Raw genomic sequence first — 15,868 nt, forward strand, 5'->3', positions numbered from 1 at the left:
CGGATCAGGCGGCAGAAGCGCCGAGCGCAAGCGTGAGCGTGCAGTCAACCGGAGACGACGTGCACGTCGAGCCGTCGGGCATGCAAGGCTGGACGGTGACGTTCGAGCTGCCGGGGGTCGACGTCGTCGGACAAGATCCCCCGGTCCCCATCGCCGATATCGAGTCCGCAGAAAGAGCGGGCGAAAGCGAAATCATGGAGGGGCGGCACGGTATTCGTCGTGCGGCATGCAATGTCGTCGTGCGCGTCGCAGCGCCGCCGTTCGTCGAGCGCCGCCCCGAATGCGCGAGCGCTCCTGCTCGGTTCGTCGTCGATCGCAGCGACGTGCGGGGCACCCATGCCCGCGAGCACCAGTCGGACGGCCTTGTCGTATCGAAGTCCGTCATCGGCGGTGCATAGCGATGATTCCATGCGAGCTTGTAACCGTTGGCGCAGTCTGCGCATGCGCGATTGCCATGGCGGTAGCTGTCGTGTGCGATCTGCGCACGCGAACCATACCCGTTGCGGCTTGTGCGGTGCTTGCGATCGCAGGCACGGTTTTCCGCGCCTGCGAAGACGGCGTGGAGGGGGTGGCGGCGGGGGCGGTGTGCGGGATCATCGTGGTTGCGGGCTGTCGCGCGGCGAATCGCCTGTTCCGGCGCGACGATTCCAAGCCGATCGGCTCAGGCGACATCCGCTGCATGGGCGCGCTCTCGCTGGCCAGCGGCGCCTACGCGCCGCTGGGATTCGCTGCATGCTATGGAGCTGCCGCCTGCGCAGCGCTCGTAGGCCTGGCTTCTCGTCGGATTTCGCTGCAAGACGGCATGCCCATGGCGCCGTTCTTAGCGCTGTGGCTTGCATGCGCAGCGCTCTGCCGATGACGTCGGGTCGTGCGCTCCCTACGCCCCCGTCATGCTCGCCGCGGCGTTGCCGCCGGCCTCCGCAGACCGCATGCGTACGCGGCCGGCCACCAGGGCCACGGCGAACAGGGCGGCGGCGAACAGGGCCACGACGCCCAGGTTGGCCAGCACCGGGGCGGCGGAGGACAGCGTCACGTCTGTCAGGTGGACGCTCTTGCTCACGGCCTCGGTGTACCAGGACGTGGGGATGAACCGGGAAAGTGTCTGGATCTCGGGGCCCATGAGCTCGATGCTGATCCACGCTCCGCCCAGAAACGACATCACCATGCCGGCGATGTTGCCCACGGCGTTCGCCACCATCTCGCTCGCGCCCAGCTGTCCCAGCAAAAAGCCGATGGTCAGCGGCACGAGCGCGAACACGAGCGCGCCGCCCAGCGCCAGCGCGACGGCCGCCGGGGGCACTCCTGCGAGTGACGAGCCGAATGCGGCCAGGCCTATGCCGCAGGTTATCGCCCATACCAGAGCCGTGACCAGCAGGCTGGCCGCGGCCTTCTGCATACCCAGCCGCAGGCTGCTCATCGGCGAGACGAGGTTGCGGCGGTACAGGTCGGTGCGGTTGAACGCCGCCATGAGCAGTCCCACGCACACCACGATGGCGGCTGTCATGGTGTAGGTGCCCCACTGCAGGTAGAAGGCGAACTGGTCGGCCGGCTTCGACGAGTTGGGCGTCTGCACCGTCTCCACGTCGGCCGCCTTGGCGGCCGCCTCGTCAGCGCGCGCCAGCACGGACGCCATGGAGGCATCGGGTTCGAGCGCCGCGGCGGCCCGCACGAGGCCCAGGTACTGGTTCACCTGCTCGTCTACCAGCGTGCCGGCCATGGTGCCGTAGCTGAACGTCGATTCCAGCACCGGCTCCTCGGCCCCGGTGCGTGCGGACTCTATGAACTCGTCGCCGTATCCTTGCGGCACCACCAACAGGTAGCGCGCCTGGCCGGTGGCCACGGCGTCCTGCAGGGCGAAGGGATCGTCGGTCACTTCCACCCGCTCGCCCTGCTCGCCCAAGAAGGCGGCCAGGCTCTCGGACAGCTCGCTGGAGTCCCGGTCGATAACCGCGAAGGGCGCCTTCGACGCGGTGAACTCCGAGCCGTCGATGCCAAGGTTGATGCTGCTGGTAATGAAAACGCCCATGAGGCTTAAGAACCCGACGTACACCAGCAGGTACACGGGATGGTCCATGACGACGTGCAGGGCGGCTTTAAAGGCTTGCATAGCGCTGTCTCCTTATGAACAGGGCGGACACGGCGAACAGCGCGGCGGCCATCGCCAGCAGGATGCCGATTTTCTGGGCAAAGGGCATGAGCGAGTCGTAGTAGTACAGGCTGTAGAACACATCTGTGATCACCTTCGCGGGGTTGATCGAGGCGAGCGCCGGGAAGCTCCGCGCGATGCTGTCGGCCAGCGCCATGCACGGCTCGCCGTACAAGCCCGCGAACAGCGAGAGGAAGCAGGTGAGCGCGGTGAGCAGGCCCGTCTTCACACCCAGGCCCACCTTCGGCAGCGACCCCAGAAGCGTGCCCAGCGCGGTGGACAGCAGCGCCGCCGCGGCGATGGCCGCCACGCAGAGGCCTTCGCGCCCCGAGAAATCGATACCCACGGCGAAGCGCATGTACAGAAACGCCACGATCAGGCACGCGAACGAGACAAGCCAGCTGGCCGCCAGCGTGGCTGCGAGCGTCTTGCCGCGGCTCGTGGCGCCAAGGGCTCGGCGGGCACCGAGTGCCGACAGGTTCGGCTGCGTCTCGCAGATGGCCAGCATGCCCACCTGCCCGCAGAACAGCGCGGCCATGCCCAGCAGCGCGTAGTAGTAGCGCACGGACTCGGTCGGCGCGGCATGCGTGAGCGAGACCTGTTCGGTGACGCTGCCGCGAGAGAGCGCTTCCTCGACGCGGTTCGGATCGGCGAGCGCCAGCGGGTTGTCCGCGGCTATGCCGGCGACCAGGTCGGCGTTGCGCACGTAGGTGTCCACCACGGTGCCCAGGACGGTGCGCCCTATCTGCTCAACGCCCACTCCGCCAGAGCTGGGCGTCACCACGAGCAGCGGCGTCCCCTCCGCATCGACCGAGACGATGCCCAGCACATCCCCCGCGGAGAGTGCCTCACGCGCCTCGTCGGCGGTTGCGAAGGCGTGCACGGCGAGCAGCTGGTCGTCGCCGGAGGCGCCCAGCTCGTCGACCACGTCGGCGAACGCCGATCCCTTGTAGGCGGCGTCGGCCACCACGCCCGTGGGCACCGGGTCGAATGCCGTCGAGCTGTCCAGGTTCGAGAACATGAACATGAACATGGTGGACAGGATGATGGGGAAGGCGAGCGACCACACGAACAGCTCCCGCTTGCGCGTGAGCACCGTGAGCGCCCCCTTGAACACGTTCCACATGGCAGCCCCCTAGTCTCTGAGCTCTTTGCCGGTGACTTCCAAGAACACGTCGTTCAGCGTGGGCGGCTCCGCGTAGATACGGCCGGTGGCCACGCCGTGCGTGGCCAGCACCGCCAGCACGTCGGCTACGTTGTGTTGGCCGTTGCCGCAGGTCGTCTCCAGCACGGCGCCGTCGAACGTCGCCCCCGCCACGCACGGCAGCGCGCGCAGCGCCCGCAGCACGGCGTCGTCGGCAGCGTCCACCTCCACGCGGATGCGCTCGCCCGTGCCGATCATGGCCTTCAGCTCGTCGTTCGTGCCGGTTGCCAGCGCGCGGCCCTGATCCATGATCATGATGCGCGTGCAGATGTCCTCCACCTCCTCCATGTAGTGGCTCGTGTACACGATGGTCGACCCTTGCGCGTTCAGGCGCAGGATGCCCTCCAGGATGGCGTTGCGACTCTGCGGATCCACGGCCACGGTGGGTTCGTCGAAGAAGATGAGCTCGGGCTTGTGCGCGATGCCGCACGCGATGTTCAGGCGGCGCAGCAGGCCGCCCGAGAGTTTCCGCGGGCGGAACCTTACGTAGTCCTCCAAGCCCACGAAGGCGATGGCCTCGTCAACGAGTGCCGCGCGGCGGCCCTTGTCCGGCACGTACAGCGCGCAGAAGTAGTCGATGTTCTGCCTCACCGTCAGCTCCTCGAACACGGCTACGTTCTGCGGCACGATGCCCACGCGGCGTTTCAGGTCGTAGCGGACGGGGGTCATGGACTCGCCGAACAGGCTGATGGAGCCCTTGTCGTAGGTGAGCAGCTGCAGCATGCAGTTGATGACGGTGGTCTTGCCCGAGCCGTTCGGACCCAGAAGGCCGAACACCTCCCCCGGGGCTATGTGCAGGTTGAAGTGGTCGAGCGCTATCACGTCGCCGTAGCGCTTCACCAGGTTGTCGACGGCGATGATGTCCTCCATTGCGGTTCCTCTCTCGAAGGCGCCCGCCCGCCAAAGCGGGCGAGGGCGGGCGGCGCGGCCGCTCGGGCGGCACCGGATGCTGGAACCATCATCGCGCGTCGGCGGGCCGCCCGCCAGTGAGCGGCGTCATCGATCGTCGCCCGCGGGGTGACAAATGTCACGAATTCCACGCGCCGCCGCCGCGCGGCGCGTGGGGCGGCGCGCAACCTGCTACCATGGCCCCATGGAAAGAGCCGTCGACAAAGCCATCGTGCTCGTCTGCTGCCTGGCAGGCCTCGTCATGGTGCCCTGGGAGCCCGCCTTGATCGTGGCCCTGCTCGTGGCCGTGGTGAGCGCCGCCGCGGCCGAGGTGCTGCCGCGGCGCTGGGGCGTTCTGCCGCCTGTGGCCTTCGCGGCCATCGCGCTCGCGCTGCCGCCTTTCGCGCTGTTCCTGCCGCTTGCCGTGTACGACCTGGCGCGCGACGACCATCCGGCCCTGCGCGTGTGCTGGACGGTGCCCGCGCTCGCCGCCGCCGTGCGCCTGCCGCTCGATGCCGTCGTCGTCGTGCTGCTGGCCTGCGCGGTGGCCTTCCTGCTGTCGTTTCGCACCTCCCGTTCCCAGGCGGAGCAGGCTGCCTACCGTCGCCTGCGCGACAGCGTGCAGGAGACGTCACTCGCACTGGAGGAGAAGAACCGCGGGCTGCGCGACAAGCAGGACCTCGAGGTGAGACTGGCGACGCTGGCCGAGCGCGGCCGCATCGCGCGCGAGATCCACGACAACGTGGGACATCTGCTCACGCGATCCATCATGCAGGTGGAGGCGCTGCAGGTGGTCCACCGCGACGACGAGCGGGTGCGCTCGGAGCTGGCGCAGGTGGGGGCCACGCTGCACGAGGCCATGAGCACGGTCCGCGCCAGCGTGCACGACCTACATGACGACGCGTTCGACCTGGAAACGCAGATGAGGGAGGCGGCCGAGGCTTTCACGACGCTCGCCGTGGACATCGACTACCGCGCGTCCGATGTGCCGCCCGACGTGGGCTACGGCTTCTTGGCCATCGTGCGCGAGGCGCTTTCGAACGCCTCTAAGCACTCCGACGCCAGCCGCGTGTCCGTGTCGGTGGCCGCCTACCCGGCGTTCTACCGGCTGGCCGTGCACGACAACGGCTCCGTGCCGCCTCCCGCCTCTGTGCTCGACCGCCAAGGAGCCGACTCGGTGCCCGCCTCCGGGGCTGCGCGGGGCATCGGGCTGGCCACCATGTCCGACCGCGCCCGCGCGCTGGGCGGCATGCTCCGCGTCGACTACGACCAGGGATTCAAGGTGTTCGTCACCGTACCGAAGGGGGATCTCCCATGAGCGAGGAGAAGGCCGCGGATCCGTCCGCGGCACAGGAGGGGCGCATCCGCGTGTGCATCGTGGACGACGACCCGTTCGTCACCACGTCGCTCGCCACCATCCTGGCCGCCGAGCCCGATGTGGCCGTGGCGGGCGAGGGCTGCGACGGCGAGGCAGCCGTGGCGCTGTTCGAGCGCGAACGGCCCGATGTGCTGCTCATGGACATCCAAATGCCGGGTACGGACGGCCTTGCGGCGGCCGAGCGCATCCTGGCCGCGCACCCGGAGGCGCGCATCGTGTTCCTGACCACGTTCTCCGATGACGAGTACATCGTGCGGGCGCTGCGCCTGGGCGCGAAGGGCTACCTCATCAAGCAGGAGGTGGCCACCATCGCCCCGGCGCTTCGCTCGGTGACGTGCGGACAGAGCGTGCTGGGCGGCGAGGTGCTCGGCCGCGTGGAGGCCCTCGTGCAGGGCGGGGGGCCGCGGTTGTCCGGCGCGGCGCGGCTGGCACCCGCTGGCGTTGCCGCGGGGTCGCCGGCCCAGAGCGCCGAGCAGGCGCATGCCGCCGCCGCGCTCGAGCTTTTGTCCGAGCGCGAGCACGCCATCGTGGAGCAGGTGGCCGAGGGCTTGGACAACAAGGAGATAGCCGCCGCCCTCTACATCAGCGAGGGCACCGTGCGCAACCACATCAGCGCCATCCTGCAGAAGCTCCAGCTGAAGAACCGCACCCAGCTGGCCATCGCATACTACCGCGCACGGTAGCCGGGCTCCGACGCCTCTCGATCGTCCTCGCCCCGTGCCACGCGCTCGGCGAGCGAGATGAGCTCCTGCTGGGACTTCACGCCGGTCTTGCGGTAGATGCTCGAGATATGCGAGTTCACCGTGCCGGTGGATATGAACAGGGCGTCCTTGATGAATGGTCGGTTGCGTCCCGCCAGCAGCAGCCGCGCCACGTCCGTCTCGCGCGGCGAGAGCGCGTAGCGTCCGGCCAGCTTGTCGACCGCGCTCTCAGCCCCCGCCGCGCGCCCGCCCGTCGCTTCCGGCGCGCCCGCGGCGGGGGCGGGCTCGAGCGCGTCTGCGATGATGAGGTTCCCGAAATCGGTGACGTAGCCTTGCGGCGGCCTTGTCTCGCGCACCTCCACAAACAGCTTGTCGAAGTCCTCCAGCTTGATGGCCATGGCGCAGGCGAACAGCAGGATCAGGAACAGCAGCGGCGCCGTCACCGGTATGACGCCTCCCGTGAACAGGCACGACCACTCTCCCAACGCCACGCCCGCAAACAGCCCCACGCCCTTGACGGCCAGGTAGGCTAACAGCGGTACGTTGGCGCGGCTGCGCCCCTCCTTTACCGTCTGGTACCAGAAGCTCCAGGCCAGCGCTTCGAGCGCGATCATGCATGCGAAGCAGAACGCGAATGCGATGGTGGCCAGCAACGGGTTGTAGAACCGCACGTACAATATGAGGTAACTGATGGCGAACGCAACCACGGCGAAGCGCACCTGCCCGCGCTGGTGCTTCCGAAGTGCCGACAGGCGCACGACCAGGAGGATGGCCGCCAGCGCCACGAGTGTGGTCACGAATACCGATGGGTAGTACCACGACCGCGACGCGAAGTCCCACGGCGCAGCGATGATCCGGAAGAACGCGAAGTTCAGCCAGATGATGAAGATGAACGCGGAGGCGCTGTTTACCAACAGCGGCCTGAGCGAGAACGAGGCCGCCGTCTGCTCTCGGCCGACGGACCGTTCGCGCTCGAGCGCCGGCTGCCGTGCGCTCAGCAGCAGGAAGGCCACGGGAGCCACGGTGCAGAATGCGACGGCGGCCGGCGCAGGCAACAGGATGAACAGCAGGTAGATAAGCAGGGCCAAAAGGAACGCAAGCCCGAAGAACGTGCCCAGGAACGCGGCTTCCAGCTGCGGGAAGTGGTGCACGCGATGCAGGTACAGAAAAGGCAGCGCCAGCCCCACGAGCCCGGCGCACACGTAGGGCGCCACTTCGGCGTACACGTCAAACGTGTACAGCAGGTAGATTCCCAGGCTGCACGCCCCCATGAGTACGGCGGCCGACAGCGTCAGTCTCTCCGTGAAGCGCAGGGATCCGCGCTTGCGCGCTGCGAGCAGCCCGAGCGAGCAGAGGGCTGCGACGAGCCCGGCGGCTGCCCAGCAATGTTCAGGCAGACATGGGCTGGCCACCGTTGCTTTCCTGGTGAGCGCGCTCGAGAAGAACGCCAGGTACTCCCATGCGTACAACAGTACGAACGCCAGCAGCGCGCGTCGCAGCTCCCCCGAAGCGAACACGAGCCGTGCAGGCCCCATCACGGAAGAACACAGTTTGTCCGCCATGCGCCGCTCTCCCCCCGGTATCGCCCAGCTGCCACCCCGTTCGATTTTATAGTATACCGGAGTACTGATAGTTGGAAACCCGCATCGTCCTCTCAGGTCCCCAACAGCCGAAATCGGAAAATCATTGACATTCAATGAGGGTGTTTCCGCTCGGCGTGCGCCTTCCATTGTATCCCACCGATGCGCGTTCGGCATCCGCCCGCATAGGCTGGAACCTGCACTCGTTGGCACGCCGCCGCCAAGCGCGCACCATCGGCGCCGACGCGTACGGTTGCCCTCTGGATGCACGCGCCGGCGGCATCGGCGAGCGCGTCGCCGCCTCCTTCTGCAGGACGCGGTGAACGATGGAAGAGGAGAAGGAGGATGGTTCTATGGCTATCACCGATCTGTCGAGAAGGCGCTTCACGCAGCTGGCCGGCCTGACCGGCGCTGCGGCGCTCGCGGGGCTCGGGCTGCCGGACGCTGCTGAGGCCGCCGAGCAGGCGCCCGTCGATCCGGAGTTCCCGGTGTCGGGCCGCGGCCGCAAGCTGGAGGCTGCCTACGACCCGAATACGGACGAGATTAAGGTTAACGACGAGGTCATCGTGCGCTACAGCAATTGCGTGGGCTGTTACGCCATGTGCGGCGTGCGCTTGAAACTCGATCGCGACTCGCGCGAGATCCTCGCGCAGGGAGGCAACCCCTACAACCCGTGCAACGCCTATCCCGTGCTGCCGTTCGACGAGCCGCTCACGGAGGCCTACCGCACCATGACGCAATCGCCTACGAAGCAGACCGGTGCGGCCACCTGTTGCGGCCGCTCGCTCGGCGCGCTCGATGTGTACTTGAATTCGTACCGAATCACCACGCCGCTCAAGCGTGCGGGCAAGCGTGGCGAGGGTAAGTGGGAGCCCATCAGCTGGGACCAGCTCATTGAGGAGACGGTGGAGGGCGGCAAGCTGTTCGCACACCTCGGCGAGGATCGCGAGATCGAGGGCTTCCGCGCCGTGCGCGACTTCGATACGCCGCTCGTGCCCGACGCTCCCGAGTTCGGCTCGAAGGCGAACGGCCTCATCTACTGCGGCGGCCGCACCGACGGTCGCGGGCAGACGTCCACGCGTTTCCTCAGCATGTACGGCAGCTCGAACAAGTACTCGCACCACTCGTCGTGCTACGGCGCGAAGGGTGTGTACCCCTACCAGTCGGGCGACGGCGATGACCTCGGTATCGACGCTGAGAATAACGAATACGCCATCTGGATGGGCACGTTTCCCGGCGCCAACGGCGGCAGCGTGATGAGTGATCTGAAGCGCGTGGCCGCCACCATCGAGAACAAACAGGCCAAGATCGTGGTGTTCGACCCGAATCTGGGCAACGGCGTGGTCACTCCGGCGCAGGACAACGCCGTGTGGTACCCCATCAAGCCGGCGACGAACTCGGCGCTCACCATGGGCATGATCCGCTGGATCATCGACAACGAGAAGTACAACGAGGGCTTTATGTGCGCCCCGAACCTGCCCCAAGCTATCAAGCTGGGCTTCAACGCGTGCACGAACGCCACGCACCTCGTGATCGTGGACGAGGCGCACCCGAACTATCGCCACATGATGCATCCCGAGGATGCGGGCCTTACGCCCTCTTCGGCCGAGAACGCCTTCGAGGATCAGTACGTGTGCATCGACGCCGCCACGCAGCAGCCGGCGGTGTCGCTCGACTGCGACAAGGGGCTCATGGAGTGGGAAGGCGAGGTCAACGGCGTGAAGGTGCGCACGGCCTACCTGTTCCTCAAGGACAGCGCGAACGAGCATACCATCGAGGAGTACTCCGAGATTTGCGGCGTGCCTGTCGACGTCATCGAGGAGGTTGCGAGCGAGTTCGTGGCTCACGGCACGAAGTCGTCCGTCAACGGCGCGGGCGGCGTCACGTCCGCGAACGGCACGGATGCCACGAGCTGTTACTCGACGCTGGCCGGTCTCACGGGCGCCATCTGCATGAAGGGCAGCATCATCGCCACGTTCGTGGGCGTGACCGGCCCCGGCAACGGCGAGCGCTACCTGCTGAGCAAGGCCGAGGGTATGCCGAAGGACAAGCCCGACGCGCGCGTCGACCGCACCGGGTTCGCCTGGGAGGATACGAGCGAGTACAAGCGCCGCACGGCCGCCGGCGAGAAGGACCCGAAGCCGCTGCTGCCGTGGTATCCGGGCGGCGTGGGCACGTCGGACAACCAGATGGTGCTTTCGCTGGCCAACGGCTACCCGCACAAAGCGAAGATCCTGCTCACGTGGCAGTGCAACCCCATCAAGGCCACGCCGGGCGCCCAGCGCGAAGAGGTCATGGCGGCGTTTAAAGACCCCGATATCATCCCCTTGGCCATCTGCTCCGACGTGGTGGAGGGTACGTTCGCCCATATGGCGGACTACATCGTGCCCGACACCATGTACCGCGAACACTTCGGCATCTCCCAGCACGCGGCCTGGTGGCCCCACAAGGGCAACTTCCTGCAGTGGCCCATGGTGGAGCCGAAGTCGATGAAGCTGGATGACGGGCGCCACGCCAGCTTCGATGTGTACCTCTGCGACGTGGGCCGCAAGCTGGGCCTGCCCGGCTACGGCGATGAGGCGCTGTTGTCCGCCACGGGCGAGAAGCTTCCGTTCAACGACGCGTGCGACTACTACGTGAAGGCGCTCGCGAACGTGGCGTACGAGGACGGTGTCATCGAGGATCTCTCCGACGAGGAGATACGGATGCAGGCGCTCGACACGCTACCCGAAGCGTGGAAGAAGGCCGTGACGCCCGAGGAGTGGTCGAAGGTGCAGCGCCTGCTCAGCCGCGGGTGCCGCACGTGGCCCGAGGCCGACACGTGGGACGATCAGGGTCGCCAGACCTACGCCGGCGCCTACATGGTGAACTTCTACTCCGAAGAGCGCGGCTCGGTGAGAAACCACTACACCGGTAAGTTCTACGAGGGCGCCCTCGGCTGGCATGCTGAGACGTTCAGCGATGGCACGCCCATCGCTGACGTGTACTCGCGCGAGGAGTACCCCTTCGGCGCCGCCAGCCACAAGCCGTACTTCCGCTGTGTCACCATGCTGTCCGATAGCGCGCTTCTGCGCGAGCTCTCGCCGCACAACTACCTGGAGATCAACATCGAGGATGCGCGCGAGCTGGGCATCAAGGATGGCGACACGGTGCAGGCGATAAACCCCTCCGGCGACGTTATGGAGGGCGTGGCCATGCTGCGCGGCGGCACGGCGCGCGGGAACATTGGCATCTCATTCGGCTACACGCAGGACGCCTACGGCTCCACCGACCTGACGGTGGGCGACGAGACGGTACCGGGCAACCCGGCCATCAACACTGGCGTCCAGCTGTGCCAGATGCTCGACCCCCAGGTCGGAGAAGGCGCTATCTTCGCCTTTTCCGACCCCGAGGCGTCCACCCCGGGCCGCAACGGCGGCATGTTCAAATTGGTGGTTCCGACGGCTTGACGGCCGTCGGAACCGGTCGACGCTGCGGCTTCCCGTGGCACCCGACCTCGTGGCGAGGCCGAGGACTCGCGTATGCAAGTACGCTTCGCCCTCGCCCTCCCCACGATCTTGGGCACCACGGGAAACCCTCGCTGACTTTGCTGGACCTACGAGATGACAAGAATAGAGGGTGAACCATGCAAAGAGCTGAGACGAAATCGGGCAAACGGCCGTTCATGCTGGTGGACGTGTCGCTGTGCATCGGGTGTCACGCGTGTGTGAACGCGTGCAAGTTCGAAAACGAGCTGGAGATCAAGCAGTTCAACACGTGGATCGAGACGTGGGATGCGGGCGAGTACCCCAACGTGGTGCGGGCGAACGTGCCGCACCTGTGCAACCACTGCGATGACGCGCCGTGCCTGGCGGTATGCCCCACGGGCGCCACGTACCGCAACGACGACGGCCTCATCCTCGTGGATCAGGAGAAGTGTATCGGCTGCAAGTACTGCATGGCGGCCTGCCCCTTCTCCGTGCGCTGGCAGAACGACGCCGGCGAGGTGGAGAAGTGCACGTTCTGCGTGAACCGCACGTCGGCCGGGCTGCTTCCGGCGTGCGCGGGCAACTGTCCCACGCATGCGCGCCTGTTCGGCGATCTGAACGACCCGAACAGCGAGGTGGCGAAGAAGGTGGCCGAGCTGGGCGCCGAGAGCATGCTGCCCGAGCTGGGCATCGGCACGAACACGTGCTACGTGGGCCTGGCGGAGACGAATGCGCTGCCGAAGTCGTCGTCGGTGCTGCACGGCGGCCGCGTGGCCGTCAAACTCGAAGAGATGGGAGCGTGATCGCCATGGTATGGAACGAGCTTATCGTATGCTACCTGTTTCTTGCCGGGTTGGGAGCGGGGTCGTTTCTCCTTGCAAGCGTCACCGGATGGCTTTCCGGTTCGACGAAGAAGATCCGGCTTATCGGGTCGGTCGTTGGTTTGGCGACGGTTGCAGTTGGTACGCTGCTTCTCATGGTGGATGCAAGAGCGGGCCTGGGCAGTCCTGCACGCTTCTTCGGCCTCGTGTCGAATCTCGGTTCGCCTATGGCTTGGGGAGTGTTGTGCCTGAGCGTCTTTCTCGTGATTGCTGCGGCGTCCCTGATCTTTCAGCTTGCCAAGAAGAAGGTTCCAAAATTCATTGACGTGCTGGGGATGCTATGCTCGCTTGGCGTCGCAACGTATACCGGCGTGCTTCTTGGGGCTGCGAAGGCGTATCCGCTATGGAACATGGCGATCCTCCCTGCATTGTTCGTCGTTTCCGCTGCTCTTGCCGGTTTCTCGCTCGTGTCGGCCATCGCTTACTTTTCCGCTCGCGACGAACTCCCTTCCTTGACATTCATGCCCAAAGCCGAGGTTGTGCTGCCGGTGCTCGTCGGGGTTCTCTTTGCGGCGTTGCTTGTCGCCACCGCGGCCGTTCCCGGCGACTCGGCGCACGCTGCTGCGAGTTTGTCGGTGCAGCGCATGCTCGTGGGATCCTTCGCCTCTGTTTTCTGGATAGGGGTGGTGGTGTGCGGAATCGTCGTTCCCCTGGTCGCAGGCGTATGCCGCCTTATTTCGAAGCGGCGCGACGTGACGAACGTCGGCATGATCGGCTATGTGGCTTCCTGCATCGGGGAGTTCGCGATGCGCTACGTTATCGTGATGGCTGCGGTGAGCATCACCTTGGGGGCCGCTTTCTAGCAGAATGATCATCACGGCGAGCGTCCGCCCCCTCCCGGGCGCTCGCCGATCTGCCCTTGCGGCCAGAGGGGCGGGGCGCGACCCCGTCCCTCCTTCGAGAGAGGAAAAGCTGTGGAACAGATAGGGAACGACAGCCTTGCCGCGGCGAGCGTGTATGCGCTGTTCGCCTCCGTGCTGTCCAACGAGCCCGACGCGCAGCAGGTTGAGCGCATGGGTCTGTTGCTGGAAGCAGCGGGCGCGGAAGCGCCCGGCGACGTTGCCGTCGGCGAGGAACTGGTGCACCGCTTCCATGACCGCCTGGTCGTAGCAGTGTCGCCGTTGTACGTGCCGGCGGTGGAAAGCTGCATGGCCGATGCGCGCCAGGGCGAGGACGGTCGCCTGGAACCGGGGCACGTGGACGGCAGGCGCATGACCGAGGTGCTGGCCTGCTATCGCATGTATGGCTTCGACCCGCGCGCGCTGAACGGGTTCGGCCCCCTCGTCGGGTCGATGCGCCCGGATCACCTTGTGGCCGAGCTCGCGTTTATGGCGCACCTGCGCCGCGTGCAGGCGGCCGGGAACGTGCGGGGGAGGGCGGCCGGCGCCTTCGCCGAGGAGTTCCTCGAGCGTCATCTTCGCCACTGGACGCCCACGCTGTGTGCCTTCGCGCGCCAGCGCGACGACGACGTGTACGTGCGGTTGTTCGATGCCGTGCAGCGGTGGGTCGGACTGGATGCGGCAGCAGGTTAGTTGGTGCTGCATCCCTCGCGCCGGTCGCTCCAGGCGAGCGCCTGATGCCATGCCGTGCCAGACCTGAATCCCAGCAGGCGAGCGGGTTTGCCTGGGCGCGGCATGCGGGCTTCCCGCTAGCCCAGGATGCGGGCGAACTCCTTCTCGGCGTCTTCCTGAAGCTTCTTGTCGATGGCCATGTAGGCCTCGAGCAGCATGGCGCCGGCGTCGGTCAGGGTGCTGCCGTGCGCGCCGTCGCGATCAAGCAGCTGGATGCCCAGAGCCGCTTCGGTGTCCTTCACGATACGCCATGCCTTGCTGTAGGCCATGCCCATGCTTTTGGCCGACGAGTTGAGCGAACCCGTCTCGCGCACGCCTAAGCACAGGCTGGCGATGCCGCGTCCGAACAGCGAGCCGCTCTCGGAGTCGGGGTTCATGATGGACAGCCTGATCGTCGGCTTCAGGTTCGCAAGTTCGCTCATAGTCTATCCTCGTTCTTCTCCGGTCATAGCCGTTTTCGTTGCGGGAAGCGTCAGTCGTTGCGCGCGGACGCCGTCGCGTCCAGCTTCTCCATGAAGCGCGCGGCCGCCGCCTCGATGCTGTCCGCGTCTCCCTCTATAACCTCGCCGAAGCGGATGGGTAGCGCGTCGAGCTCGGCCAGGCCGCGGGGGACGTCATTCGCCCCCGTCTCGCGTGCGATCAGGTCGTTCAGCTCGCAGCCGGAAAGCGCGGCCACGTCGTCGGGCAGCGCGGCGCCCGGCTCGATGCCGTGCAGCGCGCGATATACGTTGTCGCCGAACTTGGCCCAGTGCGCCGTGCTCGCGATGAGCACGGGGTTCTCGCCCCGGAGGTTCTCGGCGGTCTGGTAGGCCACGGCCGTATGCGGGTCCAGCAGGTAGCCGTGCTCGTCGAACACGCGCTTGATGGTGCGAAGGCACGTGGCGTTGTCGATGGAGTCGGAGGCGAACAGCTCCCTCACGCGGGCGAACGTGTTCTCGTCCACGCGGAAGTGGCGCTGCTCGCGCAGGTCGGACATCCAGCCGGCTATGGCCTCGGCGTCGCGCCCCGTCAGCTCGAACAGCTGGCGCTCCAGGTTCGACGACACGAGGATGTCCATCGAAGGGGAGGGCGTCAGCACGAAGGGGCGCTCGGAGATGTCGTAGGTGCCCGTGTTGATGAAGTCGGTGAGCACGCGGTTCTCGTTGCTGGCGCAGTACAGCATGCCCAGCGGCACGCCCATGCGCTTGGCGTAGTAGGCGGCCAGGATGTTGCCGAAGTTGCCCGTGGGTACGCACACGTCCAGCTCGTCGCCCAGTCCCAACTTGCCGTCTGCCACCAGCTGCGCGTAGGCCGACACGTAGTACACGATCTGGGGCATGAGGCGCCCCCAGTTGATGGAGTTCGCGCTGGAGAGCGCCACGCCGTGCTCTTCCAACAGCTGCTCCGCGAACTCCTCGTCGCCGAACACGTTCTTCGCGCCGGTTTGGCAGTCGTCGAAATTGCCGCGCACGCCCCACACCTGCACGTTGCGCCCGCGCTGCGTGGCCATCTGCTTGAACTGGATGTCGCTCACGCCGCCGTCGGGGTACATCACGCCTATGCTCACGCCGTCCACGTCGCGGAAGCCCTCGAGCGCGGCCTTGCCCGTGTCGCCCGATGTGGCCACGAGGATGAGGAAGTCGTGGTCGAGCTTCCCCTGTTCGCGCAGCTGGGCGGCGCTTGCGGAGAAGAACCGCGGCAGGCACTGCAGCGCCATGTCCTTGAACGCGCTCGTGGGACCGTGCCACAGTTCCAGCACGTGGGTGTCGGCCGTAAGCGACGTGATGGGGCAGATGCGCTCGTCGTCGAAGTTGTCGCCGTAGGCTTGGGCCATGAGCTCTTCGATGGTCTCGGCGGGCAGGTCGACGTCGAACACCCGGTAGATGCGCGCCGCGCGCTGGGCGTAGGGCAGCTGCGCTAGCGCCGCGATATCCTCCAGGGAAAGCTCCGGGATGCGCTCGGGCACGTACAGCCCGCCGCCAGCCGCTAGCCCGTCGACGACGGCTTCCGTGAACGTGACCGGGCGCTCGGCGCACCCGCGCGTGTCGATGTAATGGTTTTCAGCCATGTCCT

At 66.6% G+C, this 15,868-nt stretch carries 14 protein-coding genes; 8 read left to right on the plus strand and 6 right to left on the minus strand.

Translation table 11 applies throughout. The annotated features are described in order from the left end of the window. The first annotated feature begins 32 nt into the window (after positions 1–32). Positions 33–398, plus strand: a complete 366-nt coding sequence (locus C2L71_RS12020) for a hypothetical protein (RefSeq protein ID WP_157938942.1) — start codon at positions 33–35, stop codon at positions 396–398. A 2-nt stretch (positions 399–400) separates the two neighbouring features. Then, the gene (locus tag C2L71_RS12025) at positions 401–859 is read left to right on the plus strand and encodes a prepilin peptidase (protein WP_338065894.1); all 459 of its coding nucleotides are present in this window, start codon (positions 401–403) and stop codon (positions 857–859) included. Between the two features lie 18 nt (positions 860–877). On the opposite strand, the gene C2L71_RS06910 is transcribed toward C2L71_RS12025, so the two are convergent. From C2L71_RS06910 to C2L71_RS06920, 3 genes are read right to left on the minus strand one after another with little or no spacing between them, the layout of a single operon-like run. Next, positions 878–2,107 carry an ABC transporter permease gene (locus tag C2L71_RS06910; RefSeq protein WP_103265050.1) on the minus strand — a complete coding sequence of 410 codons (1,230 nt, stop codon included), beginning with the start codon at positions 2,105–2,107 and terminating at the stop codon, positions 878–880. Beyond that, on the minus strand, positions 2,094–3,272 hold the full coding sequence (locus C2L71_RS06915) for an ABC transporter permease (protein WP_103265051.1): 1,179 nt from the start codon (positions 3,270–3,272) through the stop codon (positions 2,094–2,096). Before C2L71_RS06915 ends, C2L71_RS06910 begins: the two co-directional genes overlap by 14 nt. Positions 3,273–3,281: 9 nt before the next feature. Beyond that, positions 3,282–4,220 carry an ABC transporter ATP-binding protein gene (locus C2L71_RS06920; protein WP_103265052.1) on the minus strand — a complete coding sequence of 313 codons (939 nt, stop codon included), beginning with the start codon at positions 4,218–4,220 and terminating at the stop codon, positions 3,282–3,284. A 154-nt stretch (positions 4,221–4,374) separates the two neighbouring features. On the opposite strand from C2L71_RS06920, the gene C2L71_RS06925 reads away from it, so the two are divergent. Together C2L71_RS06925 and C2L71_RS06930 are read left to right on the plus strand one after the other, a co-directional pair. Further along, on the plus strand, positions 4,375–5,556 hold the full coding sequence (locus C2L71_RS06925; RefSeq protein WP_239926449.1) for a sensor histidine kinase: 1,182 nt from the start codon (positions 4,375–4,377) through the stop codon (positions 5,554–5,556). After that, complete coding sequence (locus tag C2L71_RS06930; protein WP_103265054.1) at positions 5,553–6,299, plus strand: response regulator transcription factor; 747 nt, start codon at positions 5,553–5,555, stop codon at positions 6,297–6,299. The genes C2L71_RS06925 and C2L71_RS06930 overlap by 4 nt, the downstream gene beginning before the upstream one ends. Here C2L71_RS06930 and C2L71_RS06935 read toward each other — a convergent pair. Then, the gene (locus tag C2L71_RS06935; protein WP_157938944.1) at positions 6,284–7,879 is read right to left on the minus strand and encodes a helix-turn-helix transcriptional regulator; all 1,596 of its coding nucleotides are present in this window, start codon (positions 7,877–7,879) and stop codon (positions 6,284–6,286) included. The two genes, C2L71_RS06930 and C2L71_RS06935, sit on opposite strands and share 16 nt — an antisense overlap. Positions 7,880–8,250: 371 nt before the next feature. Between C2L71_RS06935 and C2L71_RS06940 the strand changes: the two genes are divergently transcribed. The 4 genes from C2L71_RS06940 (at position 8,251) to C2L71_RS06960 (ending at position 13,777) form a co-directional block, all read left to right on the plus strand. Then, the gene (locus tag C2L71_RS06940) at positions 8,251–11,346 is read left to right on the plus strand and encodes a molybdopterin-dependent oxidoreductase (protein WP_170042458.1); all 3,096 of its coding nucleotides are present in this window, start codon (positions 8,251–8,253) and stop codon (positions 11,344–11,346) included. Between the two features lie 176 nt (positions 11,347–11,522). Beyond that, complete coding sequence (locus tag C2L71_RS06950; RefSeq protein WP_103265057.1) at positions 11,523–12,167, plus strand: 4Fe-4S dicluster domain-containing protein; 645 nt, start codon at positions 11,523–11,525, stop codon at positions 12,165–12,167. A 5-nt stretch (positions 12,168–12,172) separates the two neighbouring features. Further along, on the plus strand, positions 12,173–13,048 hold the full coding sequence (gene nrfD / locus C2L71_RS06955; RefSeq protein ID WP_239926478.1) for an NrfD/PsrC family molybdoenzyme membrane anchor subunit: 876 nt from the start codon (positions 12,173–12,175) through the stop codon (positions 13,046–13,048). Positions 13,049–13,159: 111 nt separating this feature from the next. Then, complete coding sequence (locus C2L71_RS06960; RefSeq protein ID WP_103265059.1) at positions 13,160–13,777, plus strand: molecular chaperone TorD family protein; 618 nt, start codon at positions 13,160–13,162, stop codon at positions 13,775–13,777. Between the two features lie 116 nt (positions 13,778–13,893). Here the strand turns inward: C2L71_RS06960 and C2L71_RS06965 are convergent, their stop codons facing one another. Next, positions 13,894–14,238 carry a winged helix-turn-helix domain-containing protein gene (locus tag C2L71_RS06965; protein WP_103265060.1) on the minus strand — a complete coding sequence of 115 codons (345 nt, stop codon included), beginning with the start codon at positions 14,236–14,238 and terminating at the stop codon, positions 13,894–13,896. 50 nt (positions 14,239–14,288) lie between these two features. Continuing rightward, entirely contained in the window at positions 14,289–15,863 is a 1,575-nt protein-coding gene (gene thrC / locus C2L71_RS06970; protein ID WP_103265061.1) for a threonine synthase, read from the minus strand. Positions 15,864–15,868 lie beyond the last annotated feature (5 nt).

Origin of the sequence: Enteroscipio rubneri (assembly GCF_002899715.1) — a bacterium.
Lineage (GTDB): Bacteria > Actinomycetota > Coriobacteriia > Coriobacteriales > Eggerthellaceae > Enteroscipio > Enteroscipio rubneri.